Origin of the sequence: Ectobacillus soli (assembly GCF_042610425.1) — a bacterium.
In the GTDB taxonomy this organism is placed as follows: domain Bacteria; phylum Bacillota; class Bacilli; order Bacillales; family Bacillaceae_G; genus Ectobacillus.
In genome coordinates this window covers 25,377-49,215 of the sequence record NZ_JBGJZM010000001.1, presented here as the reverse complement: position 1 = coordinate 49,215, position 23,839 = coordinate 25,377, and the positions used below count along the sequence as shown (strand labels likewise).

Genomic DNA, 23,839 nt, shown 5'->3' with positions numbered 1-23,839 from the left:
CCACGTATATTAAAATCTAACTTTTGTATTGTATCATAAAACTTCTATATACGATAAGCGTAAAAAAACGAAGAGTTAGGAAAGAAAAGAGCTAATTCTATTTTTCCTTTTTTCGTGCTATCCTTGTTTACAAAAGAACGGACAAGGGTGAGAAAAATGAACTATGATGTAATTGTTATCGGCGGGGGACCGTCTGGTCTTATGGCAGCCATTGGAGCTGCTGAACAAGGAGCTACCGTCTTGCTGCTCGATAAAGGAGAAAAACTAGGAAGAAAGCTCGCTATATCAGGTGGTGGACGTTGCAATGTGACGAATCGCCTTCCAGAAGAAGAAATTATAAAGCATATTCCTGGAAACGGACGTTTTTTATATAGTGCCTTTTCCATTTTTAATAACGAAGATATCATTCAATTCTTTGAAAAACTAGGCGTGAAATTAAAGGAAGAAGATCACGGAAGAATGTTTCCTGTTTCTAATAAATCACAATCCGTAGTAGATGCTCTTCTTCAAAGAATGCATGAGCTTCATATTCATGTGCGTACAAACCAATCCGTAAAAACGATAGAGTATCACAATGGGCAAACCTCAGCTGTTGTCTTGCAAAACGGCGAAATAATCCCTGTAGGGCACGTTGTGGTAGCAGTTGGAGGTAAATCTGTTCCGCATACGGGTTCAACTGGGGACGGATATGCATGGGCAGAAAAAGCTGGTCATCATATTACTGAGCTATTTCCGACAGAAGTTCCGATTCTATCTAATGAATCTTTTATTAAAGAACGCGTGTTACAAGGGATTTCCCTCCGAAATGTTGCAATCAGCGTTTTAAATCCAAAAGGGAAAACAGTCATTACCCATAAAATGGACATGATTTTTACCCATTTCGGTCTTTCTGGACCAGCAGCACTAAGATGTAGTCAATATGTAATTAAAACGATGAAAAAATTTCAGGTTAACCAAATTATGATGTGCATTGATTCGTACCCAGATACAAAAGAAGATGAGCTCTTTCAACAAATTCTACAACGAATACAGGAAGATTCGAAAAAAAATGTAAAAAATTTAGTAAAAGGAATGTTACCAGAACGATACTTACTGTTCCTTCTTGGGCGAAATGATTTACTTGATAGTACAAATGCAAGCCAAGCTTCTCATGAAAAGTTACGCGCCTTTGTACGCGATATTAAAGGTTTTTCCTTTGCTGTGCACGGAACGCAATCTATTGAAAAAGCATTCGTAACAGGGGGCGGGGTGTCCATTAAGGAAATTCATCCAAAACAAATGGCTTCTAAGTTAATGAATGGCTTGTACTTTTGCGGGGAAATCCTCGACATTCATGGTTATACAGGTGGATACAATATCACCGCTGCTCTCGTAACAGGAAGAATTGCAGGAATGTCTGCTGGAAAAGATGCACGTTCTAAATAAAGGGATGACAGAAAAGGAATACGACGCACTCCTTTTCTGTCATCCTTTATATACAATCATGGCCGAAAAACAGTATATTTGATTTTCCTCATCATTATTAGAAACAGCTACTTGATATTTAATATCCACTACACTCTCTTCTGTAATTTTTTTCAAAAAACCATTAATCGATTCTTCCAAATCCTTTTCATGACTTTCATCAAATACTTTTACTCGTATCATCTAAACACCACCTTACATCGGACCGTTTTACAGAAGGATTCACATCTCTGCGTGTATCAATAAGACGATAAAAACGGCCATTTTCAAATATATAGCCATTTTCTAGTACATAATGCTTATCTTCTGAATTCATATAGTATTTTCCAATCATAAATTTATTGGAATATAATTCTAAATAGTGATTTTTAAACTTTGCAACTACTTTTTCCGTAATATCAACTTTTATAGTCCTTCCCATCCATTCCCCCTCCCTTCGCGAATGGATTCTTTAATTTATTCTATTAATACAATAGCCTTTTATGATAGGTAGCGAAAAATTTTACATATAGTAAAAGAAGCCAGCAATTTGCTGGCTTTCAGAGGATGGCATTTGTTATGAAAGAATCTTCATTATAATCTAGACGGTTCGTTTTCCGTTCACAAAATCAGCAATAACGGGTCCTTCTGTTCCGTTATTAGATTTCGTAGCATCTGCTTTCACTTCATTTACGTGATCTGTTATACGCACAACACCGTAATTATTTACGATAACAAATTTCTTAATGACTACCGTCATATAAATCGGCCTTTCTTCTCATTTTCTCTATTAATGTATGCTAGTCTTCCAATAAGGGTTCATTCGTAATTGGTACAAATGAAGGCCTATCATCTACGATACGTCTTCCATTTACATATACTCCTGTATTAGATGCCCCAGACCCATTACTCGTTTTTGAAACAGAAAGTGATGTTAGATTATAATGATTTCCTATATTCACTGTTCCTATATTTCGATTAATCTCTATGTTTTGTATGTTAGCCATTTTCATATGCCCCTTTGCATTCATTACTATTACTATATGCAAAAGAAACAGACATTCTCAAGAAAATTGTAATTCCCCTTTGTATTCGTTCATTCCACCCACCATATTGACAACCATATACCCCTTTGCTTTTTATCAACAGATTGTTACAAAAAGATGAACAAAAAAAGGAGAGAGTATTAAAACTTCTCCCTCCATTACAATCCTATTTATTTTTCCTTGTCATGCTTTTTTATTTGCGTTTGCTTTTCTTTTGAAGAATTCGATGAGTCATTGAAGTTTGGTTGTTTCTGACCACTATTGTTACTTCTTCCTTTTGCCATGATGCAACCCTCCTCTTTTCATTAAGTCATCTTTAGTATGTGTGAAAAAGCAATGACTTATGTTTTAAAAATAGGAGGGCATTTGCACTATTAGTTGGCAACGATATTAACAAGCTTACCTGGTACTATAATTACTTTACGTATCGTTTTTCCTTCTATTTGTTCTTTTACTGTTTCATCCTTCATAGCTTCTTTTTCCATTTGTTCTTTTGTTGCATCCTTAGCAATCATCAGCTTTGCTTTTAGTTTACCATTCAATTGTACAACAATTTCAATCTCGTCTTCGACAAGCTTAGATTCATCATAGGATGGCCAAGCACTGTACGTAATGGATTCTGTGTGTCCAAGTTTATTCCATAACTCTTCTGCTAGATGAGGTGCAACTGGAGCTAATAGCTGAACAAAGCCTTCCATGTATTCCTTTGGAAGGATATCAGTTTTATAAGCATCGTTACAGAATACCATCATTTGTGAAATTGCTGTATTAAATCGAAGGCCCTCATAGTCTTCCGTCACTTTTTTCACCATTTGGTGAAATACCTTATCAAGAGCTTTATTTGGTTTTTCTACTATTTTTTCACTTAGTTCGCCATTTTCGTGTACAAGTAAGCGCCATACACGATCTAAGAAACGACGGGATCCATCAAGACCATTTTCAGACCATGCAATCGATGCATCGAGTGGTCCCATGAACATTTCATATAAGCGGAGTGTATCCGCTCCGTGACTCGCTACTACATCATCCGGATTGACGACATTTCCTTTTGACTTACTCATTTTTTCATTGTTTGATCCTAAAATCATTCCTTGATTGAATAATTTTTGGAATGGCTCTTTCGTTGGAACAACACCGATATCATACAAGAATTTATGCCAAAAGCGTGCATACAATAAGTGAAGAACCGCATGCTCTGCACCGCCGATGTATGTATCAACCGGAAGCCATTGTTTCAACTTTTCTGGGTCTGCTAATTTTTCGCTATTATGCGGATCGATGTAGCGTAAGAAATACCAGCAACTTCCGCCCCATTGCGGCATTGTATTTGTTTCCCGGCGACCCTTTTTCCCTGTAATTGGATCCACAACCTGAACCCATTCTTCTATATTAGCGAGCGGTGATTCCCCTGTTCCTGATGGACGAATATTTTCTGTTTTAGGAAGAAGCAATGGTAATTCTTCTTCTGGTACAGCTGTCATCGTACCATCTTCCCAGTGGATAACAGGAATCGGTTCTCCCCAATAGCGCTGACGGCTAAATAACCAATCTCGCAAGCGGTACGTTACTTTCTTTTCCCCTGCACCCTTTGCAACAAGCCAGTCAATCATGTTAGTAATCGCTTCTTCTTTACCAAGTCCATTTAGAAAACCAGAGTTAATATGAGCGCCGTCACCTGTGTAAGCTTCTTTCGCAATATCTCCGCCTTCTACCACTTGTTTAATTGGAAGATCAAATTTTTTCGCAAATTCATAGTCACGTTCATCATGAGCAGGAACAGCCATGATAGCACCAGATCCATAACTAATTAGCACATAGTCAGCAATCCAGATTGGCATTTTTTCACCATTAACAGGATTAATCGCATAGGCACCTGTGAACACACCTGTCTTATCCTTTGCCAAATCCGTACGTTCCAAATCACTTTTTGTTTTCACCTTATCTAAGTAAGCTTCTACTGCATCCTTTTGTTCAGGTGTTGTAATTTTACTTACAAGCTCATGCTCTGGAGCTAGCACAGAGTATGTTGCACCAAATAAAGTATCGGGACGAGTTGTAAATACCGTATACGTTTCATCCGTTCCATCAATTGTAAAATGAACCTCTGCACCTTCCGAACGACCAATCCAGTTTCGTTGCATTTCTTTTAAGCTTTCTGGCCAATCTAGTTCTTCCAGATCTTCTAATAAACGATCGGCATACTCAGTAATTTTCAACACCCATTGCTTCATCGGACGTCGTTCTACCGGATGGCCACCTCGTTCACTCTTACCATCAATTACTTCTTCATTTGCTAGTACCGTTCCAAGGGCAGGACACCAGTTCACAGCAACCTCGTCAACATATGCTAACCCTTTTTCAAACATCTTAATGAATATCCATTGCGTCCATTTATAATAATCGGGATCCGTCGTGTTCACTTCACGATCCCAGTCATAAGAAAAACCAAGTGATTTAATTTGTCTGCGGAATGTATTAATATTTTTTACCGTAAATTCTGCGGGATCATTACCTGTATCCAGAGCGTACTGCTCTGCAGGAAGACCAAATGCATCCCAACCCATTGGGTGAAGTACATTATAGCCTTGCATCCGTTTCATACGAGCTAAAATATCTGTTGCTGTATACCCTTCTGGATGTCCTACATGAAGTCCTACACCAGACGGATAAGGAAACATGTCCAACACATAAAATTTAGGCTTTTCTTTGTCTTCTGTTGTACGGAACGTTGTATGATCTTCCCAATACATTTGCCATTTCTTCTCGATTTCTTGATGATTATAACTCACCACAATACCCTCCATTCTATTTCCGTTGGAATGCAAAAAAACCCCCATCCCAAAAGGGACGAGAGGTTGTATATTCCCGCGGTACCACCCTAGTTAATGCAATTTTGCATTCGCTCTTTATCCGTAACGTGGATGCAACGATAATCGCTACTCATTCACGATTACTACTCCAAGGTGAGTTCACGACTAAGCTTAGATTGACTTGCACCAACCGTCAACTCTCTGATCCACTTGAAATCGCTACTACTCCTTATCACTGTCATTAACTATTTTCTTATACTCTATTTTAAATTATGTTCTAAATCCAGTCAAACAGAGATTTTCCTCTCTATTTTCTTATGTACAAGCTTGTAATCATACACGCTTGTAATAAAAATTGCTATGATTAGTGTAGCCAAAATAAAGATGAATAATACACGAATATGAAATACGTCAAAAATAACTCCGCCTGCCAATGGTCCGAGCATCCTTCCCCCTGTCGCTGCACTGTTCACAAGACCTTGATAGAATCCAATCTTACCTGTAGGAGCTAAATTATTGGCTATGGTAGGTACTGCAGGCCAAGCAAACATTTCGCCGCATGTTAATATAATCATTGCAATCATATACATACGAAAACTCTCTGCTTGACTGACAAGAGCAAAGGAAATGATAAAAATAGATATTCCAATGATAAATTGTTGCTTTAATGATGCTTTGATTGTCTGAACAATCCAATGAATAAATGGTTGTGCTAACACAATCAACGCACCGTTTACAGTCCATAGTAAGCTATAGGACTGCAAACTAATGTGTAATTCTTGCATATGTAAGGGGATGACACCTTGCCATTGTACATAAGTACCCCAACACATCATATATGCAGTACATAATATTAACAGCGATTGAAACATCGGAGTCATTTTCCAAAGGCTTCGCATTGTTGGTTCATTTTCTACATGAACGGCCTTTGTTTGAATCGTTTTAAATCCAATTGCTGCTAACACAAAAAAGGCAGCATAGAGAATTAAGTTTGCTAGAAAGATATAATCAATACGTAAGGATGCAACCAGACCTCCAAGAGCAGAGCCAAGCGCTACACCAAAATTCTGTGAAACATATAAAGCATTAAATGCTCGCCGCCCACCTTCTGGCCAAATGGTAGCAATCATTGCATACATGGAGGGGAAAACCATTCCTGATCCAAGACCAATCGCGGCTAGCCACACAACATATAAAGGCCAACTATGAATTATAACAAGCCCTGCAACAGAAACGAGTGTGATGATAATTCCAGTTAGAATAGACTTGTATCCTCCCCATTTATCAAACATATAACCACCTGCCAGATTTCCAATTGCTGCAGCAAGCGAATTAATCATCAAAGCCATTCCCACAACAGACAAAGACTTTCCTAAATAAGTATGAATATATATCGTATTAAAAGGCCATAAAAAAGAAGAGGCAGTAACATTTATAATCATTCCAATAATTAATAACCACGCTCGTTTTGGCATCGATTCTCCCCCTCACTTTTCCACAACATACCGATTGTATGTCTTTTTCACAGCGATGACAACAGATTAACGTGTAGACAAATTATTCGGAAAAATCGCATTTTCTCTTAACGAATCTACCGTAAAAAAGCCCGCCATAGGCGAGACTTTTTTACAATCTTTTTCCTTACTGCTTCGCTTTTTGCGGCTGACCTGTTCCGTGGTTCCGTTGCTTTGCTTGTACAATTGGATCAGATTGATTTGTAAATTCTGGATTCGTACCATTATTCGTTTTTTGTTCAGGATTATTTTGTTTAGAACGTTTTGTCATCATTATGCTCCTTTTTCCATTTAATGTGGCGTTATAATCATTTGATGTTGCACATTTCGTATATTGGCAACCATTCGATCAATTCGCTCGCGCTGCTCAGCATTTGCATTATGCATCATCGATTCGAGTGATAGCAAAGCCTGTTCAAGCTGAAACTGAGCATCGGAATAATCGATATCATTATAATGCTCTTGTTTCATAGCCGTTTTTACTTGTTCTTTGCTAGTTTCAAGTACAGATTGTGCACTGCTAATGCATTGATCCAATGAAGAACGATCTGTCATGGGTCTACCTCCTTTTTTCCTAACACGCTAAGGTGATGGGAAGTTTCACCTTATTGTGTCCGGAAAAAGGTATTGTTATGAGTATATATGTTATAATGATGGTTGTTTTTCGATCGTCACTTTTTTATATGGAGGAAATATCATGGAAAATCCATTTCTATATAGCAATGATAATAAACGATATCATACATGGAATTATCATCTAAGGCAGCACTTTGGAGAAAAGGTATTTAAGGTTTCCTTGGATGCTGGCTTTGACTGCCCGAACCGTGATGGTACGGTTGCATTCGGTGGTTGCACCTTTTGCAGTGCTGCTGGCTCTGGCGATTTTGCAGGGAACCGAGCAGAAGATGTTGTGACTCAGTTTTACAAAGTAAAAGAAAAAATGAATGAAAAATGGAAAAACGGAAAATGCATGGCCTACTTTCAAGCTTTTACAAATACTCATGCACCTGTTGAAGTATTAAAGCAAACATTTGAGCCTGTTTTAGAATTAGAAGGCGTTGTTGGTATTTCCATTGCAACTCGTCCAGATTGCTTACCTGATGATGTAGTTGAATATCTTGCTGACTTAAACAAACGTACGTATCTTTGGGTAGAGCTCGGCTTACAAACGGTCCATGAACGGACCGCTCTTCTTATTAACCGCGCTCATGATTTTAAGACGTATGTAGAAGGCGTAGAAAAACTACGTAAACATAATATTCGCGTATGCTCACATATTATTAATGGTTTACCACTTGAATCGTACGATATGATGATGGAAACTGCCAAAGAAGTAGCAAAACTCGACATTCAAGGTCTGAAAATTCATTTGTTGCACCTCTTAAAGGGAACTCCTATGGTAAAACAATATGAAAAAGGACAACTCCAATTTCTCTCCCAAGAAGACTATGTAAATCTTGTTGTCGATCAGCTTGAACTGTTCCCACCATCTGTTATTATTCATCGCATTACAGGAGATGGCCCGCCTGATTTAATGATTGGACCGATGTGGAGTTTAAAGAAATGGGAAGTACTTAACTCCATTGATGCTGAATTTGAACGACGAGGAAGCTGGCAAGGAAAATTCGAAAATAAGGTGAACGAAAAATGAAATTAGAAGGAATATTGCCTTTTGCTAGAATTCTGCTTCGATCTGCTATTTCACCAGGCGATGTGTGCGTGGATGCAACTATGGGGAATGGACACGATACATGTATGCTAGCAGAAACTGTCGGAGAAGATGGAACAGTATATGCATTTGATATTCAAGCGCAAGCGTTAGAACAAACGAGAAAACGTTTAGACGAAACAGGTATCGCAAACCGCGTCGTACTAATTCACGACAGTCATAGTAATCTTATTAACCATATACCAAAACCTACACATGGTAAGATAACAGGAGCAATTTTTAATTTAGGCTATTTACCTGGGGGCGATAAAGAGATTGTCACAAAGCCTACGTCTACGATTGATGCCATTACTCAGCTCCTTTCTATTATGGCACCGGAAGGAATCATTGTACTCGTTATATATCACGGACATCCGGAAGGAAAGACGGAGCGCGATCATATTCTTTCCTTTGTACAAGAGCTTGATCAGAAAAAAACTCATGTGCTTCGCTATGAATTTATCAATCAACAAAATGATCCTCCGTTTATTATTGCAATAGAGAAAAGAAAATGAAAATAGCCTAACGACTAGAGTCCTAGTCGTTAGGCTACTTTTGCAGTACATTATTGCGCTCTTTTCCGATACATTTTCCCATTTATATAGAAAAAATAAGACGTTAAGCCTCCGAACTTCACAATTTTCTTCGCCATTTTTTTTATTTCTTTTTGCTCATGTATCTTTTGATCAGACATATAAACGCCAAGTAACCCCCGACTAAGAAGCTGATGAAACTTCGCATCAGGCAAACCGCGCACGTGCGCATCACTTTCACGTACAAAATGCTGAAATCGTTTCAAGGTCTGTTCCTTATTTTCATAGTAGCTACAAAAATTCAAATCGCCCTCGATTCGATCTTCCTCCTGGTCTATAAAATAATCCAATAAAATATGTAAGCCTTGTACGTAAGGAAAGTAGCCTTGTTTTATTTTCAAAATATGTTCCTCACTTAATTTCTCATGGAACGAATAAGATACGAGACAAAAGATGCCAAGCGTACTGCCTGCACATGCAGAAAATTCAAACCATTCCATTGCAGGAAGCTCGTCTTCGTAAGCATGAAACCAATTTTGTAACCGTCCTTCACGTTCCTCTACTTTCACATGCTTATGAACTTGCAAATCGCAATAATAACCTGCAAGCTCATGAAGGGTTGGGGCAATTTTCGAGTAGTGATGCGATTTTTGTAAAATAATTTGACACGTCTGCACCAATTCATGTAAGTAGCCGCCATCGTCTTGATCTTCTCGGTAGCGATAGTAATTCACAAGAGGCTGAGATGGCGTTAAGGCATGGAGCATCGATTCATGCATTGCTTCAAAATCAAGCGGATCAAGGGAGGTACTTCTGTCACATAAATTATCAAGGTAATCACTTATCGTTTGATAGGCAACAACAAAAGAGATACACTCATTACGGTTTTCTCCCGCTAGCAAGGCTAATATTCCTCCGCCCTCACAATGAAACGTTTTCGCCGCTATGCTGCCTAGAGCTTGCTTTCGTAGTTCTATATTCGGAATTTCGGTTGCTCTTGTAGTCCAATAAGCAAGTTTCTCGTGTACTACTGGCATAACCTCTTTATACACCTGTGCCATCAAAGTGATGGGGTTATTCGGTACATTCATTACTTACCACCTCTACTTCGCTAAATGAGCTTGTGCAAAATGAAATGCGTGTGTAAATACTTCCTCTCTCTCGTATTCATTAAACAACTCATGATAGCAATTTTCCCACTCTTTATAGGCTTTATCATCAATTTCCAACTCATTAAACCAAGTTCGAACGATGGTTTTATCAACTATTTTATCTTCACATGCTTGCATGAGCAAAAGTGGTACATTCGGAAATTTTTCTTGTTTCTCGTTAGCTTCCTTCATGCCTCTTAACAGTTCATTATACCATCTTACGGATACTTTTCGTAAATATAAGGAATCATTCTCCATTGCATCGCGAATATCCTTGTTTCGTGTTGCCATCTCAACCGTCAAATTCGACGGTACGAGTAAACTTGGATACACCACATTCATCACCCTTGACATGGCTCGCAAATAAGCTGGTGGCTTTGCCACGATACCAAGGCACGGAGAGCTTAGAATCACACCATTGACATCTACTTTATTTTCTTGCATCATACGAATCGCAATTAATCCACCCATGCTATGTCCCAATAAAAAAAGGGGGAGTTGATAAGATTTTGCTTCTTTGATCCACCTGGAAACTTCCATTATATAGTCATCAAAGCTGGTAATATGCCCGCGAGATCTCGAAGTAGTTCCATGCCCTGGTAAATCCCCTAACACAACATGAAACCCATTCTCTCGCCACATATCAGCAAGTGGCCGATACCGCCCATGATGCTCCATCGCACCGTGAATGATAACAACCACTGCCTTCGGTTCGTCAGCTTCCCATTTCCACATGATAACTCCCCCTTTTTACTTCTGTATGCTACACTATGAATAATTGAAAAGAAAGGTGGTATTCTGTCATGATTTATCCCTTTAAAGACAAAACTCCGAATATTGCAAAAAGCGCTTTCATTGCTGATTATGTTACAATAACAGGCGATGTAACTATCGGAGAAGAAGCGAGCATTTGGTTTAATACCGTTATTCGCGGAGATGTATCCCCAACCATTATTGGGAATCGCGTAAATGTGCAAGATCAATGTACACTCCATCAAAGTCCGAAATATCCACTTCTGTTAGAAGACGATGTGACAGTTGGACATCAGGTTATACTACATAGCTGCACAATTCGAAAAGATGCTTTAATCGGAATGGGGTCGATTATTTTAGATGGTGCAGACATTGGTGAGGGTGCCTTTATCGGTGCTGGCAGTCTCGTGCCGCAAGGAAAAATTATCCCCCCTAACTCACTTGCATTTGGTCGTCCTGCTAAAGTCATACGTGAATTAACAGAGGCAGACAAACAAGATATGGCACGAATTCGCCGCGAATACGTCGAAAAGGGACAATTTTATAAAGGACTACAAAACAGCAAGTAAAGCATCTGCTCTGCTTGCTGTTTTTTTTACATATCTTTAGACTTGTATTTACATTTTCTTATTACTTACTCAATATATTCTTATTAAAATGGTAAGAGAATTCCAAATATAATTTTAGTAAGGAGGTACTGTTCGATGATGTCAAAATCAATCAGCGCCTTATATGAGATAGAATGTCATATTTTTAAGGGGATTAATCGCTATTTTGAAAAAAAAGCGTTAAACCGTTATTTCCGCACCGTTACTCATATGGGCGGGGCTACATTTGCAATTTCTGCCGTTCTCGTACTTCTTCTATTTTCAAGAGGAAGCTTACATCAAGCAGCCATTGCCAGTGCTATTTCGCTTACCATTAGTCATATTCCTGTACAGCTCTTGAAAAAGCTATACCCAAGAAAACGACCTTATTTAAGCGTAGACGGTACAAAATATCCAATTAACCCTTTACAAGACCATTCTTTCCCATCAGGGCATACAACCGCAATAGTTTCAGTAGTTATACCTTTCATTTTATGTATGCCAGTACTCATTTTCATTCTTGCTCCAATTGCACTTAGCGTAGGTATTTCACGTATATATCTTGGTCTTCATTATCCTTCTGATGTTCTTGCAGGCTTATGCCTTGGAAGTCTTACTGGTATTATTTCTTACTTTCAATTATCACTATTTTTTTGAAGATGGAGGGTTTATGGATGAAAATTGCAATCTTTACGGATACATTTGCACCTCAAGTAAATGGAGTTGCGAAAACGTTGGATCGCTTTACAAAATACTTGAAACGTGAAGGCATTGAATATTACGTGTTTGCTCCGCAAAATACCATGGAAGAAAACGTAATGGTGAATGTGAAGAAAATTAAAAGTATCCCTTTAGCAATTTATCCAGAATGTCGTCTAGCTATTCCAAATCCTGTTTATTTACGAAAAGAATTACTTGAATTCCAACCAGATATTATCCACGTAGCAACTCCGTTTAATATGGGACTATTCGGTATGTACTATGCAAAAAAATTAAATATTCCATTAGTAGGATCCTACCATACCGACTTTGATGCATATTTGCAATACTATAAAATGGAATTCCTATCTACTATGTTATGGAATTACTTACGATGGTTCCATAGTTCCCTTCAAAAAACATTCGTTCCTTCTTATGAAACACTAAAACAATTGAAGAAGAAAGGATTTCGCGATCTTCACATTTGGAGTCGCGGAGTTGATTGTAATTTATTTCATCCCAATTATGCAGAGCAAACCATTCGTGAAACGTATCATATTTCAGCACCACATATCCTTTCTTACGTAGGACGAATTGCACCAGAAAAAGATATTGAAACACTGCGAAAAGTGATGAAGGACATCATCGAAAAGCGCGGAGATCAAGTGCATTGGCTCATCGTTGGAGATGGTCCAATGGCAGCAGAATTAAAAGAAGAATTTAAGAAACAGGTAACATTTACAGGTTATTTAAAAGGAGATCAATTAGCACAAGTGTATGCCTCTTCAGATGCAATGGTATTTCCATCCCCTACGGAAACATTCGGAAATGTAGTGCTAGAATCCCTTGCTTGCGGAACACCCGTTGTAGGAGCAAATGCTGGTGGTGTAAAAAATATTATTTCTGAGAATAAAACTGGTTATCTATGTACCCCCAAACAAGTAGATGAATTCTCAGGCGCCATCCTCTCTTTGTTAGACAATGATGCAAAGCGCAAACATATGAGTATAGCCGCAAGAGAATATGCACTTACGCAAAGTTGGGATAGCATCTTTGAAAATCTTCTTGGTCATTATGAAGATACCATTCGTGTTCCTGTTGCAGAATTACTAGCCTAATTTTCACCATACGATTCTATATAACAATGATATTGGACCGAAAAGCAGAAGTAACCATCTGTTTTCCGGTCCAATTTTTTTCGTTGCAGGGCATAATAAAAAATTAGGATAAATAGTCTAATTAAACTATAATACGTATATAGTCTAATTAGACTATTTATTAAGCTATAAAAGGAGACAAACATATGGTTTCAAAAGAAAGTAATCTTCGGCTCGTTATTGCGGGTTTATTATTAGGTATCTTAATGGCGGCAATGGATAATACAATTGTAGCCACTGCAATAGGAACCATTGTATCTGATTTAGGTGGCCTGGATCAATTCGTTTGGGTTACATCTGCATATATGGTTACGGTTATGGCTGGTATGCCAATTTTCGGAAAATTATCCGATATGTATGGTCGTAAACGTTTTTTCGTATTTGGTCTTCTTCTTTTCTTAATCGGATCTGCGCTGTGCGGAACAGCCCAAAGTATTACACAGCTTAGCATATACCGAGCGATTCAAGGGATTGGCGGCGGAGCTTTACTTCCGATAGCATTTACTATTGTATTTGATATTTTTCCTGTTGAACAACGTGGCAAAATGACAGGACTTTTAGGTGCTGTATTCGGTTCAGCTAGCGTATTCGGACCGTTACTAGGTGCATACATTACGGAACATTTTAGCTGGCATTGGGTATTCTATATTAACGTCCCAATCGGAGTCCTTTCCCTATTCTTTATTTTACGTGCTTATAAAGAAACGACTCCTCCTAAAGAACAAAAAATTGACTGGACAGGAGCGGCCACGCTAGTTATATCAGTTGTCAGCTTAATGTTTGCCATTGAGCTAGGTGGAAATAAATACGCATGGGATTCTACGCAAATCATAGCACTTTTCGCATCATTTGCTTTATTCTTTGTCATCTTTCTTATTACGGAAACAAAAGCAAAAGATCCGATTATTTCATTTTGGATGTTTAAACGACGTATCTTTGCCACGTCTCAAATTATTGCATTCTTATACGGTGCAACCTTCATCATTTTAACAGTATTTATTCCGATTTTTGTTCAAGCTGTATACGGCGGCTCTGCTACAAATGCCGGACTCGTTCTCACACCAATGATGATTGGGTCTGTAGTAGGGAGTGCGATAGCAGGGATCTTTCTGACCAAAACTAGCTATCGAAATTTAATGCTACTTTCTGTTATATCCTTCTTTACTGGTATGTACTTACTTAGTACAATTACACCACAAACGGCACGCACACTATTAACTGTGTATATGACAATAACAGGATTTGGCGTAGGGTTTTCTTTTTCCTTGCTTCCAACCTCTTCTGTCCATAATATTGAACCACAATTTCGTGGTTCAGCAAACTCAACGAACGCCTTTTTCCGTTCGTTAGGCATGACGATCGGGGTTACGATTTTTGGATCCATTCAAAGTAATGTATTTTCATCTAATTTAAAGACAGCATTTCAAGGTATGGGGGCCGGAAACCCATTGGCTTCTATTGGGGATACACGTTCGATTTTTGAAGCGAGTATGCGAAGTAAAATTCCTACTCCTATTCTAGATAAAATTGTTGCAGCAATGTCTTCATCCATTTCCTATGTATTTGCACTAGCACTGCTTGCAATTGCTGCAGCATTCATAACCATTATATTGATGGGAAATGCCCGCGTTACAGTTCCAAGTAAGGATAAAAATAGAGATGCACAAGCCACTGAACAATAAAAATTGAAAGGCAGATTCCCTTTACGTGAGAGATCTCATCTTTCCCACGTAGAGAGGTTTTAAGTTGAATTTAAAAGTTTTCCTGGCTTGTACGATCCGTAAGTAGGAGGGAAAAGCCTTGAATGTCAAGCTTGTTGTGCTTGGGCTTCTTATGGAAAAAGATCGTCATCCTTATGAAGTTCAGCAGCTTCTTACAACAACTCATATGAAGTATTATATGAAAATTACAAAAGGGTCACTTTATTACGCGTTTGAACAACTAGAAAAGCATCATTTTATTGAAGTAAAAAACACTATTCAAGATGAGCATCGCGTAGGCAGAACCATTTATACAATTACATCTGAAGGTCAGTTAGAATTTGAAAAGCTACTTTCTGAGCAAATAACAAAACGAGATGAAGCTCCTTTACCCTTATATGAAGCTCTTTTATTTGCTGTTCATGGTGATCCGAATGAAATCATAACGCAATTAGAAGTTAAGCTTGAACAAACTAAGCAATCCTTGCGCATTATGCAAAACGTATATAAATCGAAATATAAAAAAGAACATATGGCGACCGTTTACATCATTGTAAGTGTCATTATGCATTTGCAAACTGATTTACACATCTTGGAGCATTTGATTGAAGATACAAAAATAAATGGGTTAGCATCAAAAGGGACCGATATTCTTATGAAACTAACTGATGGTTTTATGGACGATTAACACTGCTAGAAGAAGGGCCCTATCCTATCTTGAAAATACTACGGCTTAAAGTACAAGTTATCTAGAATGATAGTCATATGAAATAAGGGAACCCGAAAGGAAATAATCATTCCTTTCGGGTCCCCTTATTTTTTATATAATCCCTTTAGGGACGTTTCACTTTATAGACCTGCTTGCTTCTTTAAATCTACTGCTTTATCCGTTTGTTCCCAAGGAAGAACAACATCAGTACGACCAAAATGACCATAAGCAGCCGTTTGCTTGTATATTGGGCGACGAAGATCAAGCATTTTAATGATTCCAGCTGGACGAAGATCAAAGTTAGTGCGAATTAAATCCACTAACAATTCTTCAGATACTTTACCCGTTCCAAACGTATCGACTGAAATGGATACTGGCTGTGCAACGCCAATTGCATAGGCAAACTGAACTTCTGCCTTATCAGCAAGACCTGCAGCCACAATATTTTTTGCAACATAACGTGCTGCATAGGCTGCTGAACGGTCTACTTTTGTTGGATCTTTACCAGAGAATGCACCGCCGCCATGACGTGCATATCCACCGTACGTATCTACAATAATTTTGCGTCCTGTTAAACCGGCATCTCCTTGCGGTCCACCAATTACAAAACGACCCGTCGGATTGATGAAGTACTTTGTCTTTTCATCAATTAAATGAGCCGGCACGATTGGTTTAATGACCAATTCTTTCACATCCTGTTGAATTTGTTCCTGTGTAATTTCTGGATGATGCTGAGTTGAAATGACGATGGTATCAATTCGTACAGGATGGTTATTTTCATCATATTCTACCGTTACTTGCGTCTTACCATCTGGTCGTAAGTATGGAACTGTTTGATCCTTACGAACTTCTGCTAGACGATGAGATAATTTATGTGCAAGAGCAATTGGAAGAGGCATCAATTCTTTTGTTTCATTACAAGCGTATCCGAACATTAATCCTTGATCGCCAGCCCCGATTGCTTCAATTTCCGCATCTGTCATCGTTCCTTCTCGAGCTTCTAATGCTTGATTGACTCCCATTGCAATATCAGCGGATTGTTCATCTATAGAAGTAAGTACAGCACAAGTTTCTGCATCAAATCCATATTTCGCACGATTATAACCGATATCACGAATTGTATCACGAACAATTTTTGGGATGTCTACATAGGTAGAAGTTGTAATCTCTCCTGCAACCAACACTAAACCAGTTGTTACTGATGTTTCACAAGCTACGCGCGCATTCGGATCTTTCTCTAGAATTGCATCTAAAATGCTATCAGATATTTGGTCACAAATTTTATCTGGATGTCCTTCAGTAACAGACTCAGAAGTAAATAGACGACGTTTCTTACTCATTAGTAACCCCCCTTTTCTATTATGTACGGAACTCATCTCTACAGAATACGTGGCTTACTTACAATACCCAATTTTAAAAATAAAAAAACCTTTCCCCTCGAGGAAAGGTTAAAATTTACTCATGTTTGCCTTTCACTCTTATCGTTCAAGGCTGATTACGAGCCTTGCATCAGGTTAAGCACCTTTTCACTTTGAGAGTGAGGTTGCTGGGCTTCATGGGGCCTGTCCCTCCGCCAGCTCAGGATAAGAGAGTATCCGTCCAAACATTATACTAAAGAAATATGCGTATATTGTCAATAAAATTTCATATTTTATTGAATGATATTCACTAATTTTGTCGAATAAAGTAAGGATAGAATAACCTAATAAAGGCAGAAACAAATTTCAATATATAGTATACATTATTTATTTTAATATGTTATACTCTTTGTAGAAAAAGGGAGCATATTTCATAAATCACATAAAGGATGGTAGGTATATGAGTACTGTGAATATCCAAACTGAATTACAAGAATTAGTCAATGGAAGCAATGCACAAGTTCAACTAAGCGTTCCGCAATTAGTTGAAAAAGTACTAGTGAAAAAAGAAGGTGTTTTATCTTCTGCAGGCGCTGTTTCTGTTGCGACGGGAAAATACACAGGACGTTCTCCTAAAGATAAATTTATCGTTAAAGATGATATTACGGAAGGCAAAGTTGACTGGGGTTCAGTTAACCAACCAATTTCATCAGAAACTTTCGATAAGCTATATACTAAAGTGTTAGAATACTTAAAAAACAAAGATGAAATATTCGTATTTAACGGTTTCGCTGGAGCAGATAAAGCATATCAAATGCCAATCCAAGTTATCAATGAATATGCATGGCATAATCTATTTGCAGAGCAATTATTTATTCGTCCTACTGAAGAAGAATTAGTAAATCATCAATCTGAATTTACAATTGTTTCAGCGCCTAATTTTAAAGCTGATCCAAGCGTGGATGGAACAAATTCAGAAACATTCATTATCACTTCCTTTGAAAAACGTATCGTTCTAATCGGAGGAACTGAATATGCAGGCGAAATGAAAAAAGGTATCTTCTCTATTATGAACTTCTTACTACCTGAACAAGACATCTTCTCTATGCACTGCTCTTCTAATGTTGGTCAAGAAGGCGACGTTGCTTTATTCTTCGGTCTTTCTGGAACAGGAAAAACAACTTTATCAGCTGATGCAAACCGTAAACTTATTGGGGATGATGAACACGGCTGGTCTGATAATGGTGTATTTAACATCGAAGGCGGTTGCTATGCAAAAGTTGTCAATTTATCACGTGAAAAAGAACCTCAAATCTACGATGCTATCACATTTGGTACTGTTTTAGAAAACGTTGTTCTTGATGAACATTCTCGCGTGCCAGATTATGATAATGTATCATTGACAGAAAATACTCGTGTTGCTTATCCAATGGAAGCAATTGATAATATTGTCTTACCAAGTGTTGCAGGTCATCCGAATACAATTATTTTCTTAACAGCTGATGCATCTGGCGTATTGCCTCCAATCAGCAAACTTTCTAAAGAACAAGCAATGTACCACTTCTTAAGCGGATATACAAGCAAACTTGCTGGTACAGAACGTGGAGTTACTTCTCCACAAGCAACATTCTCAACATGCTTTGGATCTCCTTTCTTACCGCTTCCAGCTTCTCGTTATGCTGAACTACTTGGAGAAAAAATTGAAAAACATAATGCCGAAGTATTCTTAGTAAACACAGGATGGACTGGCGGAGTATACGGTGTAGGAAAACGTATGAATCTTAAATATACTCGTGCAATGGTTCAAGCAGCACTTAACGGTGAACTAGCTAATGTGGAAACAAACAAAGATAGCATTTTCGGACTTGAAATTCCACTTCATGTACCTGGTGTTCCTGATGAAGTATTAATACCAGAAAAGACATGGGCTAACAAAGAAGAATATAAGAAAACTGCTTTGGAACTTGCAGGCAAATTCAAAGAAAACTTCAAGAAATTTGCTAATGTTTCTGAAGACATCATTTCAGCAGGCGGTCCTTTCTAATAACTAAAAACACCGTCTACAGAATTACTGTAGACGGTGTTTTTTTTTCAAAAAAAAAGAGCAGTCAAATGACTGCTCAACATTTATAGCATGTAACCGTGCTTCTAGCTAGAGATGCTTTTCGTAGTTGTTTTATCTACTATCCTACACTGCGTTACTTAGTAGACGCTACTTGTAGAAATTCATTCACTTCTTCAAAGCTTAACCCTAAACTTTTTGCCTCCATAATCAATGCTAACCACTCCATGTCAAGATAGGCTCCGTGCGTCTCTTCCCCAATCATTCTTGATTGACTCATCAACATTAGCTACCTCCGTAAGCGGCAGACCAGCCATCGTAGTATTCCTACCTTAGATCTGTGACTTTGCGTCCCCATTTTTCAACAGGTTTGCCTTTATCAACTTTTCATAATTTTAATTGTGATATTTCACAACCCTATTTTATCATGATTATCATTTAATAGTCGACTTATATTATAAAAATATTTAAAAAAACATTTTGACAATATTCGATAAACAAACGATGCACTTTACTAAATAGCGGGATGAAACATTTTAATCACACTTTTTTTTATAGGCATTCACACAATTTTGCTTCAGTTCATACAGTAACAGTAGATTCTATCTAGGAGGTGCACAGCATTGCGAAAGCTTCTCTTTCTATTTTTAATTATGCTACTTTGTTTGAGTACCTTAGCAGCTTGCAATCAAAAGTCAGTCAATGAAAAGATTCGTGTCGGCGAGGTCACCCATTCCTTATTTTATACTCCCCTATATGTAGCCATAAATAATGGCTATTTCCGAGAAGAAGGAATTGATTTAGAACTACAAATGACTGCTGGCGGTGATAAGACAATGACTGCCATTCTTTCAAATGGTATAGATATCGGACTCGTTGGTTCAGAGACATCCATTTATGTATACAATCAAGGAGCAAAGGATCCTGTTATTAACTTTGCCCAGCTAACCCAAACAGATGGGACATTTCTTGTGGCTCGTTCTAAAACAGATACATTCCATTGGAGTGATTTAAAGGGCAAGACGTTTCTTGGGCAACGCCAAGGTGGTATGCCGCAAATGGTAGGAGAATTTGTTCTGAAAAATCATAATCTAAATCCACAAAAGGATCTTACTCTCATACAAAACATTGACTTTGCGAATATTGCTAACGCCTTTGCTTCTGGAACAGGTGATTACGTTCAATTATTTGAACCAACAGCTAGTATTTTTGAGCAGTCCGGAAAAGGGTATATTGTCGCTTCATTTGGTGCAGAATCTGGAAATGTTCCCTATACATCCTTTATGACAAAGAAAAGTTATATAGTTAGCCATAAAGCAACGATAGAAAAATTTACACAAGCCTTATATAGAGGACAACAATGGGTAGACACTCATACTTCAGAAGAAATTACAAATACAGTACAATCACAATTTCCCGATACACCAAAGGAGATTATTACAAAAGTCATACAACGATATAAGGATCAGCAATCATTTGCAACTAATCCACTTTTAGATGAAGCAGAGTGGAATAACCTTCAAAAAATTATGAAAGAAGCTGGGCAATTGCCAAATAAGGTCGACTATCAAAGCTTAGTTGATCCAGCGATTGCTGAAAAAGTGATAAGAAAATAGGGGAAATGCATAATGAGCTTTTTATCCATTGACCAGCTTTACCATGGGTACTTTACTAAAGATGAAGCAAGTCTTGTGCTAGCTAATATAAGTTTATCTATCCAAGAAGGAGAATTTGTTTCGCTTCTTGGAGCAAGCGGATGCGGGAAAACGACATTACTTTCTTTAATTTCTGGATTACTAGTACCATTAAGCGGTACTGTAACACTTGAAGAGGAAATTATTACAAAACCATCATCCAAAATCGGCTACATGTTACAGCAAGACTACTTATTTCCTTGGAAAACAATACAAGAAAATGTTGTAACTGGACTTCGCATCACGAATACCTATAATGAAGAAAATAAACGTTACACTATCCAATTATTAAACAAGGTTGGATTACAAAACATAGAACATTTGTATCCTCATCATTTGTCGGGTGGAATGCGTCAACGTGCGGCTCTTGTCCGTACGTTAGCAACTCATCCGAAGCTACTATTATTAGATGAACCATTTTCCGCTCTTGATTATCAGACAAAGCTTAAATTAGAAGAACTCGTTTTTTCCCTGCTGAAGCAATTTCAAAAAACGTCCATCCTCGTTACTCATGATTTAGAGGAAGCGATCGCGATGAGTGACCGTATCATTCTACTGCAAGCTAGACCTGGAAGAGTAGCGAAAGAGGTTATAATTCCTGAGGATATACGTACTTTACCCCCCTTTCAGGCGCGTTCTCACCCTTCCTTCCTCCCTTTATTTCAAACTATTTGGAAGGAGCTTGAAGCTATTGAGGGATAATCACTTCAATTTGAAACTATTACACAGCATGTATAAAAAACAGAACCTTACAGTAAAATATACCATCCTATTTATACAAGTACTTTTGCTTGTTGGATTCATCTATCTATGGCAAGTTGCGAGCAGCCTAGATTGGATTGATCCACTTCTATTTAGTTCACCGATTAATATTTTTCACTTATTTAGTAGTAAGTTACAAGATGGTACGCTTTGGCCCCATCTATCTACCACACTATTTGAAACCTGTATTGGATTTATTCTAGGAACTCTTCTCGGTACCATTATTGCTACCATACTTTGGTGGATTCCTATTTTAGCTAAGATTTTAGATCCTTATTTAGTCGTACTCAATGCTATGCCTAAAGTCGCACTCGGACCAATTATCATCGTACTATTTGGTCCTAATGAAACATCATCTATTGCAATGGGGGTACTGATTTCTATCATCATTACCATTCTTGTAATTTACTCAGCCTTTTTAGAGGTTGACACGAATTATATAAAGGTTCTTCAAACATTCGGTGCCAATCGTTGGCAAGTGTATAAGCAAGCAGTTCTCCCTGCTTCCTTTCCAACGATTATATCTACTTTAAAAGTAAACGTAGGCCTTTCTTGGGTCGGAGTTATTTTTGGAGAATTGCTTGTTTCAAAACAAGGTTTAGGTTACTTAATTCATTACGGCTTTCAAATTTTCAATTTCACGCTTGTGCTCATGAGCGTACTGCTCACGTGCTTATTTGCTGCTATCATGTACGTTCTCGTTGCATTATTTGAAAAAATGATTATTAAATAAAGTTCAAATAAAAAATGGACCGTCACAGATAAAGGTTCCCACCATTTCTGAGTAACGGTCCATTTCTTACATAACATGAAAACTTTTGTGTACTTGCTCTAAGCTTCGAACTAGCACATCATCTCTCATAATAAAGCTGTATCGCCGATCATCTTTAATATAGGCCGGAATCGCATCCAACAAAACTGGTCCATTCGTTTCGTCCAGATGTGTATGCTTAACAAGCTTACTAATCGTTGCATAATATATGTTTTTAATAATTACTTTATCTTTTCCAGACACTTTATATTGTCCAACATAATCAAGATGTGAAACGATTCCACCGGTTTCTTCCAGCACCTCCCTGACAGCAGCTTCTTCAGGTGTTTCACCTTCTTCTACTTTTCCACCGGGAAATTCATAGCCACGACGCAAGTGCTGTGTTAACAGCCACTTGTCATTATAACGGCATATCGCCCATACATGCTTAGGTGCTTGAGAAAAAGGACGATCATCAAATGATAACTCCACTTTATTCTGGTAGTAATCTTTAAATGTATACATGCAAATGCGCTCCTAATATTACGAATTCTTACAGTGAATTGTAGCATATTTTTGTAACATCTGCCTAATAAGAAAAATGGTGTTTAAACGTTATTCCCTTTTTAACAACTCATAAAAGCAAACTCTGACCGAACAGGCTTGTCAAATCATGTTGTCCCATAAGATAAAACTCCTATTCATTGTTGCCTAGAGAAAGAGAAATATGCACAATCTCCCTTCCTATACTTTTAGGGTGAACATACAAGTTTTGATATTTTCTTTCAAAATGAAAAAAAGACTATTCTTTCATACACAGATACGACTGTGCTGAAGATAGCCTTTCAACATCATCTATTAGCCAAATACTTTTTCTAGTTCTTCTTTATTTTGTGATAACCAGTAATTCATAAGACGTTTTGCACCCTCTAGATCATGCAGTTTTGCCTGCCCACATTGCAAAACATTAGCTGCGGGTACTTCAGTTACAGTAACTGCATCACGCATTGTGTCTTCGAGCAAGTCAATAATCTCACGAACAGTTGGTGTACCGCTTACTACAAGATAAAACCCAGTTTGGCACCCCATAGGAGAAATATCAATAATATCAAAGTGACCAAATTTCACTACATATTTTCGTAAATTATATGCTAATAAATGTTCCAGTGTATGAATAACATCTGGCTTCATTGCTTCCTTATTCGGCTGACAAAATCGAATATCAAATTTATTTACAATTCCGTCACTTCCGACTTTATGAACACCACAATGTCTGACATAAGGTGCTTTTACAATGGTATGGTCTAATTCAAAGCTTTCTACTGATGGCATATTGGTCTCTCCTTAATAAATCAAAATTAAACAATTCCGATACACATAATATGATATAAGATTTTTTACA

General features: G+C 37.8%; 26 protein-coding genes, 2 riboswitches and 1 other annotated feature. Of the genes, 12 read left to right on the top strand and 14 right to left on the bottom strand.

The window, feature by feature from the left end; translation table 11 throughout:
• Positions 1 to 156 precede the first annotated feature (156 nt).
• Entirely contained in the window at positions 157 to 1,425 is a 1,269-nt protein-coding gene (locus ACAN53_RS00275) for a BaiN/RdsA family NAD(P)/FAD-dependent oxidoreductase (protein WP_379965300.1), read from the top strand.
• A gap of 39 nt (positions 1,426 to 1,464) precedes the next feature.
• Here ACAN53_RS00275 and ACAN53_RS00270 read toward each other — a convergent pair whose 3' ends face one another.
• The 8 genes from ACAN53_RS00270 to ACAN53_RS00235 form a co-directional block, all read right to left on the bottom strand.
• Positions 1,465 to 1,647 (bottom strand): sporulation protein Cse60, encoded by a 183-nt coding sequence (locus ACAN53_RS00270; protein WP_379965297.1) that lies wholly within the window; start codon positions 1,645 to 1,647, stop codon positions 1,465 to 1,467.
• Positions 1,625 to 1,885 (bottom strand): DUF2553 family protein, encoded by a 261-nt coding sequence (locus tag ACAN53_RS00265; protein WP_379965294.1) that lies wholly within the window; start codon positions 1,883 to 1,885, stop codon positions 1,625 to 1,627. Before ACAN53_RS00265 ends, ACAN53_RS00270 begins: the two co-directional genes overlap by 23 nt.
• Before the next feature lie 159 nt (positions 1,886 to 2,044).
• Complete coding sequence (locus ACAN53_RS00260) at positions 2,045 to 2,203, bottom strand: hypothetical protein (RefSeq protein WP_379965291.1); 159 nt, start codon at positions 2,201 to 2,203, stop codon at positions 2,045 to 2,047.
• A gap of 40 nt (positions 2,204 to 2,243) precedes the next feature.
• Positions 2,244 to 2,450 carry a spore germination protein gene (locus tag ACAN53_RS00255; protein WP_379965288.1) on the bottom strand — a complete coding sequence of 69 codons (207 nt, stop codon included), beginning with the start codon at positions 2,448 to 2,450 and terminating at the stop codon, positions 2,244 to 2,246.
• 413 nt (positions 2,451 to 2,863) lie between these two features.
• Positions 2,864 to 5,278: a leucine--tRNA ligase gene (gene leuS, locus ACAN53_RS00250; protein ID WP_379965285.1), complete on the bottom strand. Its 2,415-nt coding sequence runs from the start codon at positions 5,276 to 5,278 to the stop codon at positions 2,864 to 2,866.
• 51 nt (positions 5,279 to 5,329) lie between these two features.
• Positions 5,330 to 5,544, bottom strand: a binding site (T-box leader).
• A gap of 42 nt (positions 5,545 to 5,586) precedes the next feature.
• Positions 5,587 to 6,774, bottom strand: a complete 1,188-nt coding sequence (locus tag ACAN53_RS00245; RefSeq protein WP_379965282.1) for an MDR family MFS transporter — start codon at positions 6,772 to 6,774, stop codon at positions 5,587 to 5,589.
• Positions 6,775 to 6,940: 166 nt separating this feature from the next.
• Positions 6,941 to 7,084, bottom strand: a complete 144-nt coding sequence (locus tag ACAN53_RS00240) for a glycogen biosynthesis protein GlgD (protein ID WP_379965279.1) — start codon at positions 7,082 to 7,084, stop codon at positions 6,941 to 6,943.
• Positions 7,085 to 7,104: 20 nt separating this feature from the next.
• On the bottom strand, positions 7,105 to 7,368 hold the full coding sequence (locus tag ACAN53_RS00235; protein ID WP_379965276.1) for a YtzC family protein: 264 nt from the start codon (positions 7,366 to 7,368) through the stop codon (positions 7,105 to 7,107).
• Between the two features lie 142 nt (positions 7,369 to 7,510).
• Here ACAN53_RS00235 and mnmL point away from each other — a divergent pair, with 142 nt between their 5' ends.
• Both mnmL and mnmM read left to right on the top strand, forming a co-directional pair.
• Positions 7,511 to 8,464, top strand: coding sequence for a tRNA modification radical SAM protein MnmL/YtqA (mnmL, locus tag ACAN53_RS00230; protein ID WP_379965273.1), 954 nt, complete (start codon positions 7,511 to 7,513; stop codon positions 8,462 to 8,464).
• Complete coding sequence (mnmM, locus tag ACAN53_RS00225; protein ID WP_379965270.1) at positions 8,461 to 9,036, top strand: tRNA 5-(aminomethyl)-2-thiouridylate-methyltransferase MnmM; 576 nt, start codon at positions 8,461 to 8,463, stop codon at positions 9,034 to 9,036. Before mnmL ends, mnmM begins: the two co-directional genes overlap by 4 nt.
• Positions 9,037 to 9,086: 50 nt before the next feature.
• On the opposite strand, the gene ACAN53_RS00220 is transcribed toward mnmM, so the two are convergent.
• Complete coding sequence (locus ACAN53_RS00220; RefSeq protein ID WP_379965267.1) at positions 9,087 to 10,145, bottom strand: tetraprenyl-beta-curcumene synthase family protein; 1,059 nt, start codon at positions 10,143 to 10,145, stop codon at positions 9,087 to 9,089.
• A 12-nt stretch (positions 10,146 to 10,157) separates the two neighbouring features.
• Entirely contained in the window at positions 10,158 to 10,940 is a 783-nt protein-coding gene (locus ACAN53_RS00215; RefSeq protein WP_379965264.1) for an alpha/beta hydrolase, read from the bottom strand.
• 68 nt (positions 10,941 to 11,008) lie between these two features.
• Between ACAN53_RS00215 and ACAN53_RS00210 the strand changes: the two genes are divergently transcribed.
• The 5 genes from ACAN53_RS00210 (at position 11,009) to ACAN53_RS00190 (ending at position 15,789) form a co-directional block, all read left to right on the top strand.
• Positions 11,009 to 11,527, top strand: coding sequence for a gamma carbonic anhydrase (locus ACAN53_RS00210; protein WP_379965261.1), 519 nt, complete (start codon positions 11,009 to 11,011; stop codon positions 11,525 to 11,527).
• Positions 11,528 to 11,662: 135 nt separating this feature from the next.
• Positions 11,663 to 12,202: a phosphatase PAP2 family protein gene (locus ACAN53_RS00205; RefSeq protein ID WP_379965258.1), complete on the top strand. Its 540-nt coding sequence runs from the start codon at positions 11,663 to 11,665 to the stop codon at positions 12,200 to 12,202.
• Between the two features lie 17 nt (positions 12,203 to 12,219).
• Positions 12,220 to 13,362, top strand: a complete 1,143-nt coding sequence (locus tag ACAN53_RS00200; RefSeq protein ID WP_379965255.1) for a glycosyltransferase family 4 protein — start codon at positions 12,220 to 12,222, stop codon at positions 13,360 to 13,362.
• 185 nt (positions 13,363 to 13,547) lie between these two features.
• Positions 13,548 to 15,083, top strand: a complete 1,536-nt coding sequence (locus ACAN53_RS00195; protein WP_379965252.1) for an MDR family MFS transporter — start codon at positions 13,548 to 13,550, stop codon at positions 15,081 to 15,083.
• A 118-nt stretch (positions 15,084 to 15,201) separates the two neighbouring features.
• Positions 15,202 to 15,789, top strand: coding sequence for a PadR family transcriptional regulator (locus tag ACAN53_RS00190; protein WP_379965249.1), 588 nt, complete (start codon positions 15,202 to 15,204; stop codon positions 15,787 to 15,789).
• A gap of 161 nt (positions 15,790 to 15,950) precedes the next feature.
• Here the strand turns inward: ACAN53_RS00190 and metK are convergent, their stop codons facing one another.
• Complete coding sequence (gene metK, locus ACAN53_RS00185; protein WP_379965246.1) at positions 15,951 to 17,150, bottom strand: methionine adenosyltransferase; 1,200 nt, start codon at positions 17,148 to 17,150, stop codon at positions 15,951 to 15,953.
• A 135-nt stretch (positions 17,151 to 17,285) separates the two neighbouring features.
• Positions 17,286 to 17,400, bottom strand: a riboswitch (SAM riboswitch).
• A gap of 228 nt (positions 17,401 to 17,628) precedes the next feature.
• Between metK and pckA the strand changes: the two genes are divergently transcribed.
• Positions 17,629 to 19,212 carry a phosphoenolpyruvate carboxykinase (ATP) gene (gene pckA, locus ACAN53_RS00180; RefSeq protein WP_379965243.1) on the top strand — a complete coding sequence of 528 codons (1,584 nt, stop codon included), beginning with the start codon at positions 17,629 to 17,631 and terminating at the stop codon, positions 19,210 to 19,212.
• Between the two features lie 154 nt (positions 19,213 to 19,366).
• Here pckA and ACAN53_RS00175 read toward each other — a convergent pair whose 3' ends face one another.
• Positions 19,367 to 19,516, bottom strand: a complete 150-nt coding sequence (locus ACAN53_RS00175) for an anti-repressor SinI family protein (RefSeq protein WP_379965241.1) — start codon at positions 19,514 to 19,516, stop codon at positions 19,367 to 19,369.
• Positions 19,517 to 19,530: 14 nt separating this feature from the next.
• Positions 19,531 to 19,615, bottom strand: a riboswitch (cyclic di-GMP riboswitch).
• 238 nt (positions 19,616 to 19,853) lie between these two features.
• On the opposite strand from ACAN53_RS00175, the gene ACAN53_RS00170 reads away from it, so the two are divergent.
• The 3 genes from ACAN53_RS00170 to ACAN53_RS00160 are packed head-to-tail and all read left to right on the top strand — an operon-like array spanning position 19,854 to position 22,419.
• Positions 19,854 to 20,846, top strand: a complete 993-nt coding sequence (locus ACAN53_RS00170) for an ABC transporter substrate-binding protein (RefSeq protein ID WP_379965239.1) — start codon at positions 19,854 to 19,856, stop codon at positions 20,844 to 20,846.
• A 12-nt stretch (positions 20,847 to 20,858) separates the two neighbouring features.
• Positions 20,859 to 21,626 carry an ABC transporter ATP-binding protein gene (locus ACAN53_RS00165; RefSeq protein ID WP_379965237.1) on the top strand — a complete coding sequence of 256 codons (768 nt, stop codon included), beginning with the start codon at positions 20,859 to 20,861 and terminating at the stop codon, positions 21,624 to 21,626.
• Positions 21,627 to 21,654: 28 nt separating this feature from the next.
• The gene (locus ACAN53_RS00160; RefSeq protein WP_379970182.1) at positions 21,655 to 22,419 is read left to right on the top strand and encodes an ABC transporter permease; all 765 of its coding nucleotides are present in this window, start codon (positions 21,655 to 21,657) and stop codon (positions 22,417 to 22,419) included.
• Positions 22,420 to 22,485: 66 nt separating this feature from the next.
• On the opposite strand, the gene ytkD is transcribed toward ACAN53_RS00160, so the two are convergent.
• On the bottom strand, positions 22,486 to 22,962 hold the full coding sequence (gene ytkD / locus ACAN53_RS00155) for an RNA deprotection pyrophosphohydrolase (RefSeq protein WP_379965234.1): 477 nt from the start codon (positions 22,960 to 22,962) through the stop codon (positions 22,486 to 22,488).
• Positions 22,963 to 23,295: 333 nt separating this feature from the next.
• The gene (locus ACAN53_RS00150) at positions 23,296 to 23,769 is read right to left on the bottom strand and encodes an S-ribosylhomocysteine lyase (RefSeq protein ID WP_379965231.1); all 474 of its coding nucleotides are present in this window, start codon (positions 23,767 to 23,769) and stop codon (positions 23,296 to 23,298) included.
• Positions 23,770 to 23,839: the final 70 nt, after the last annotated feature.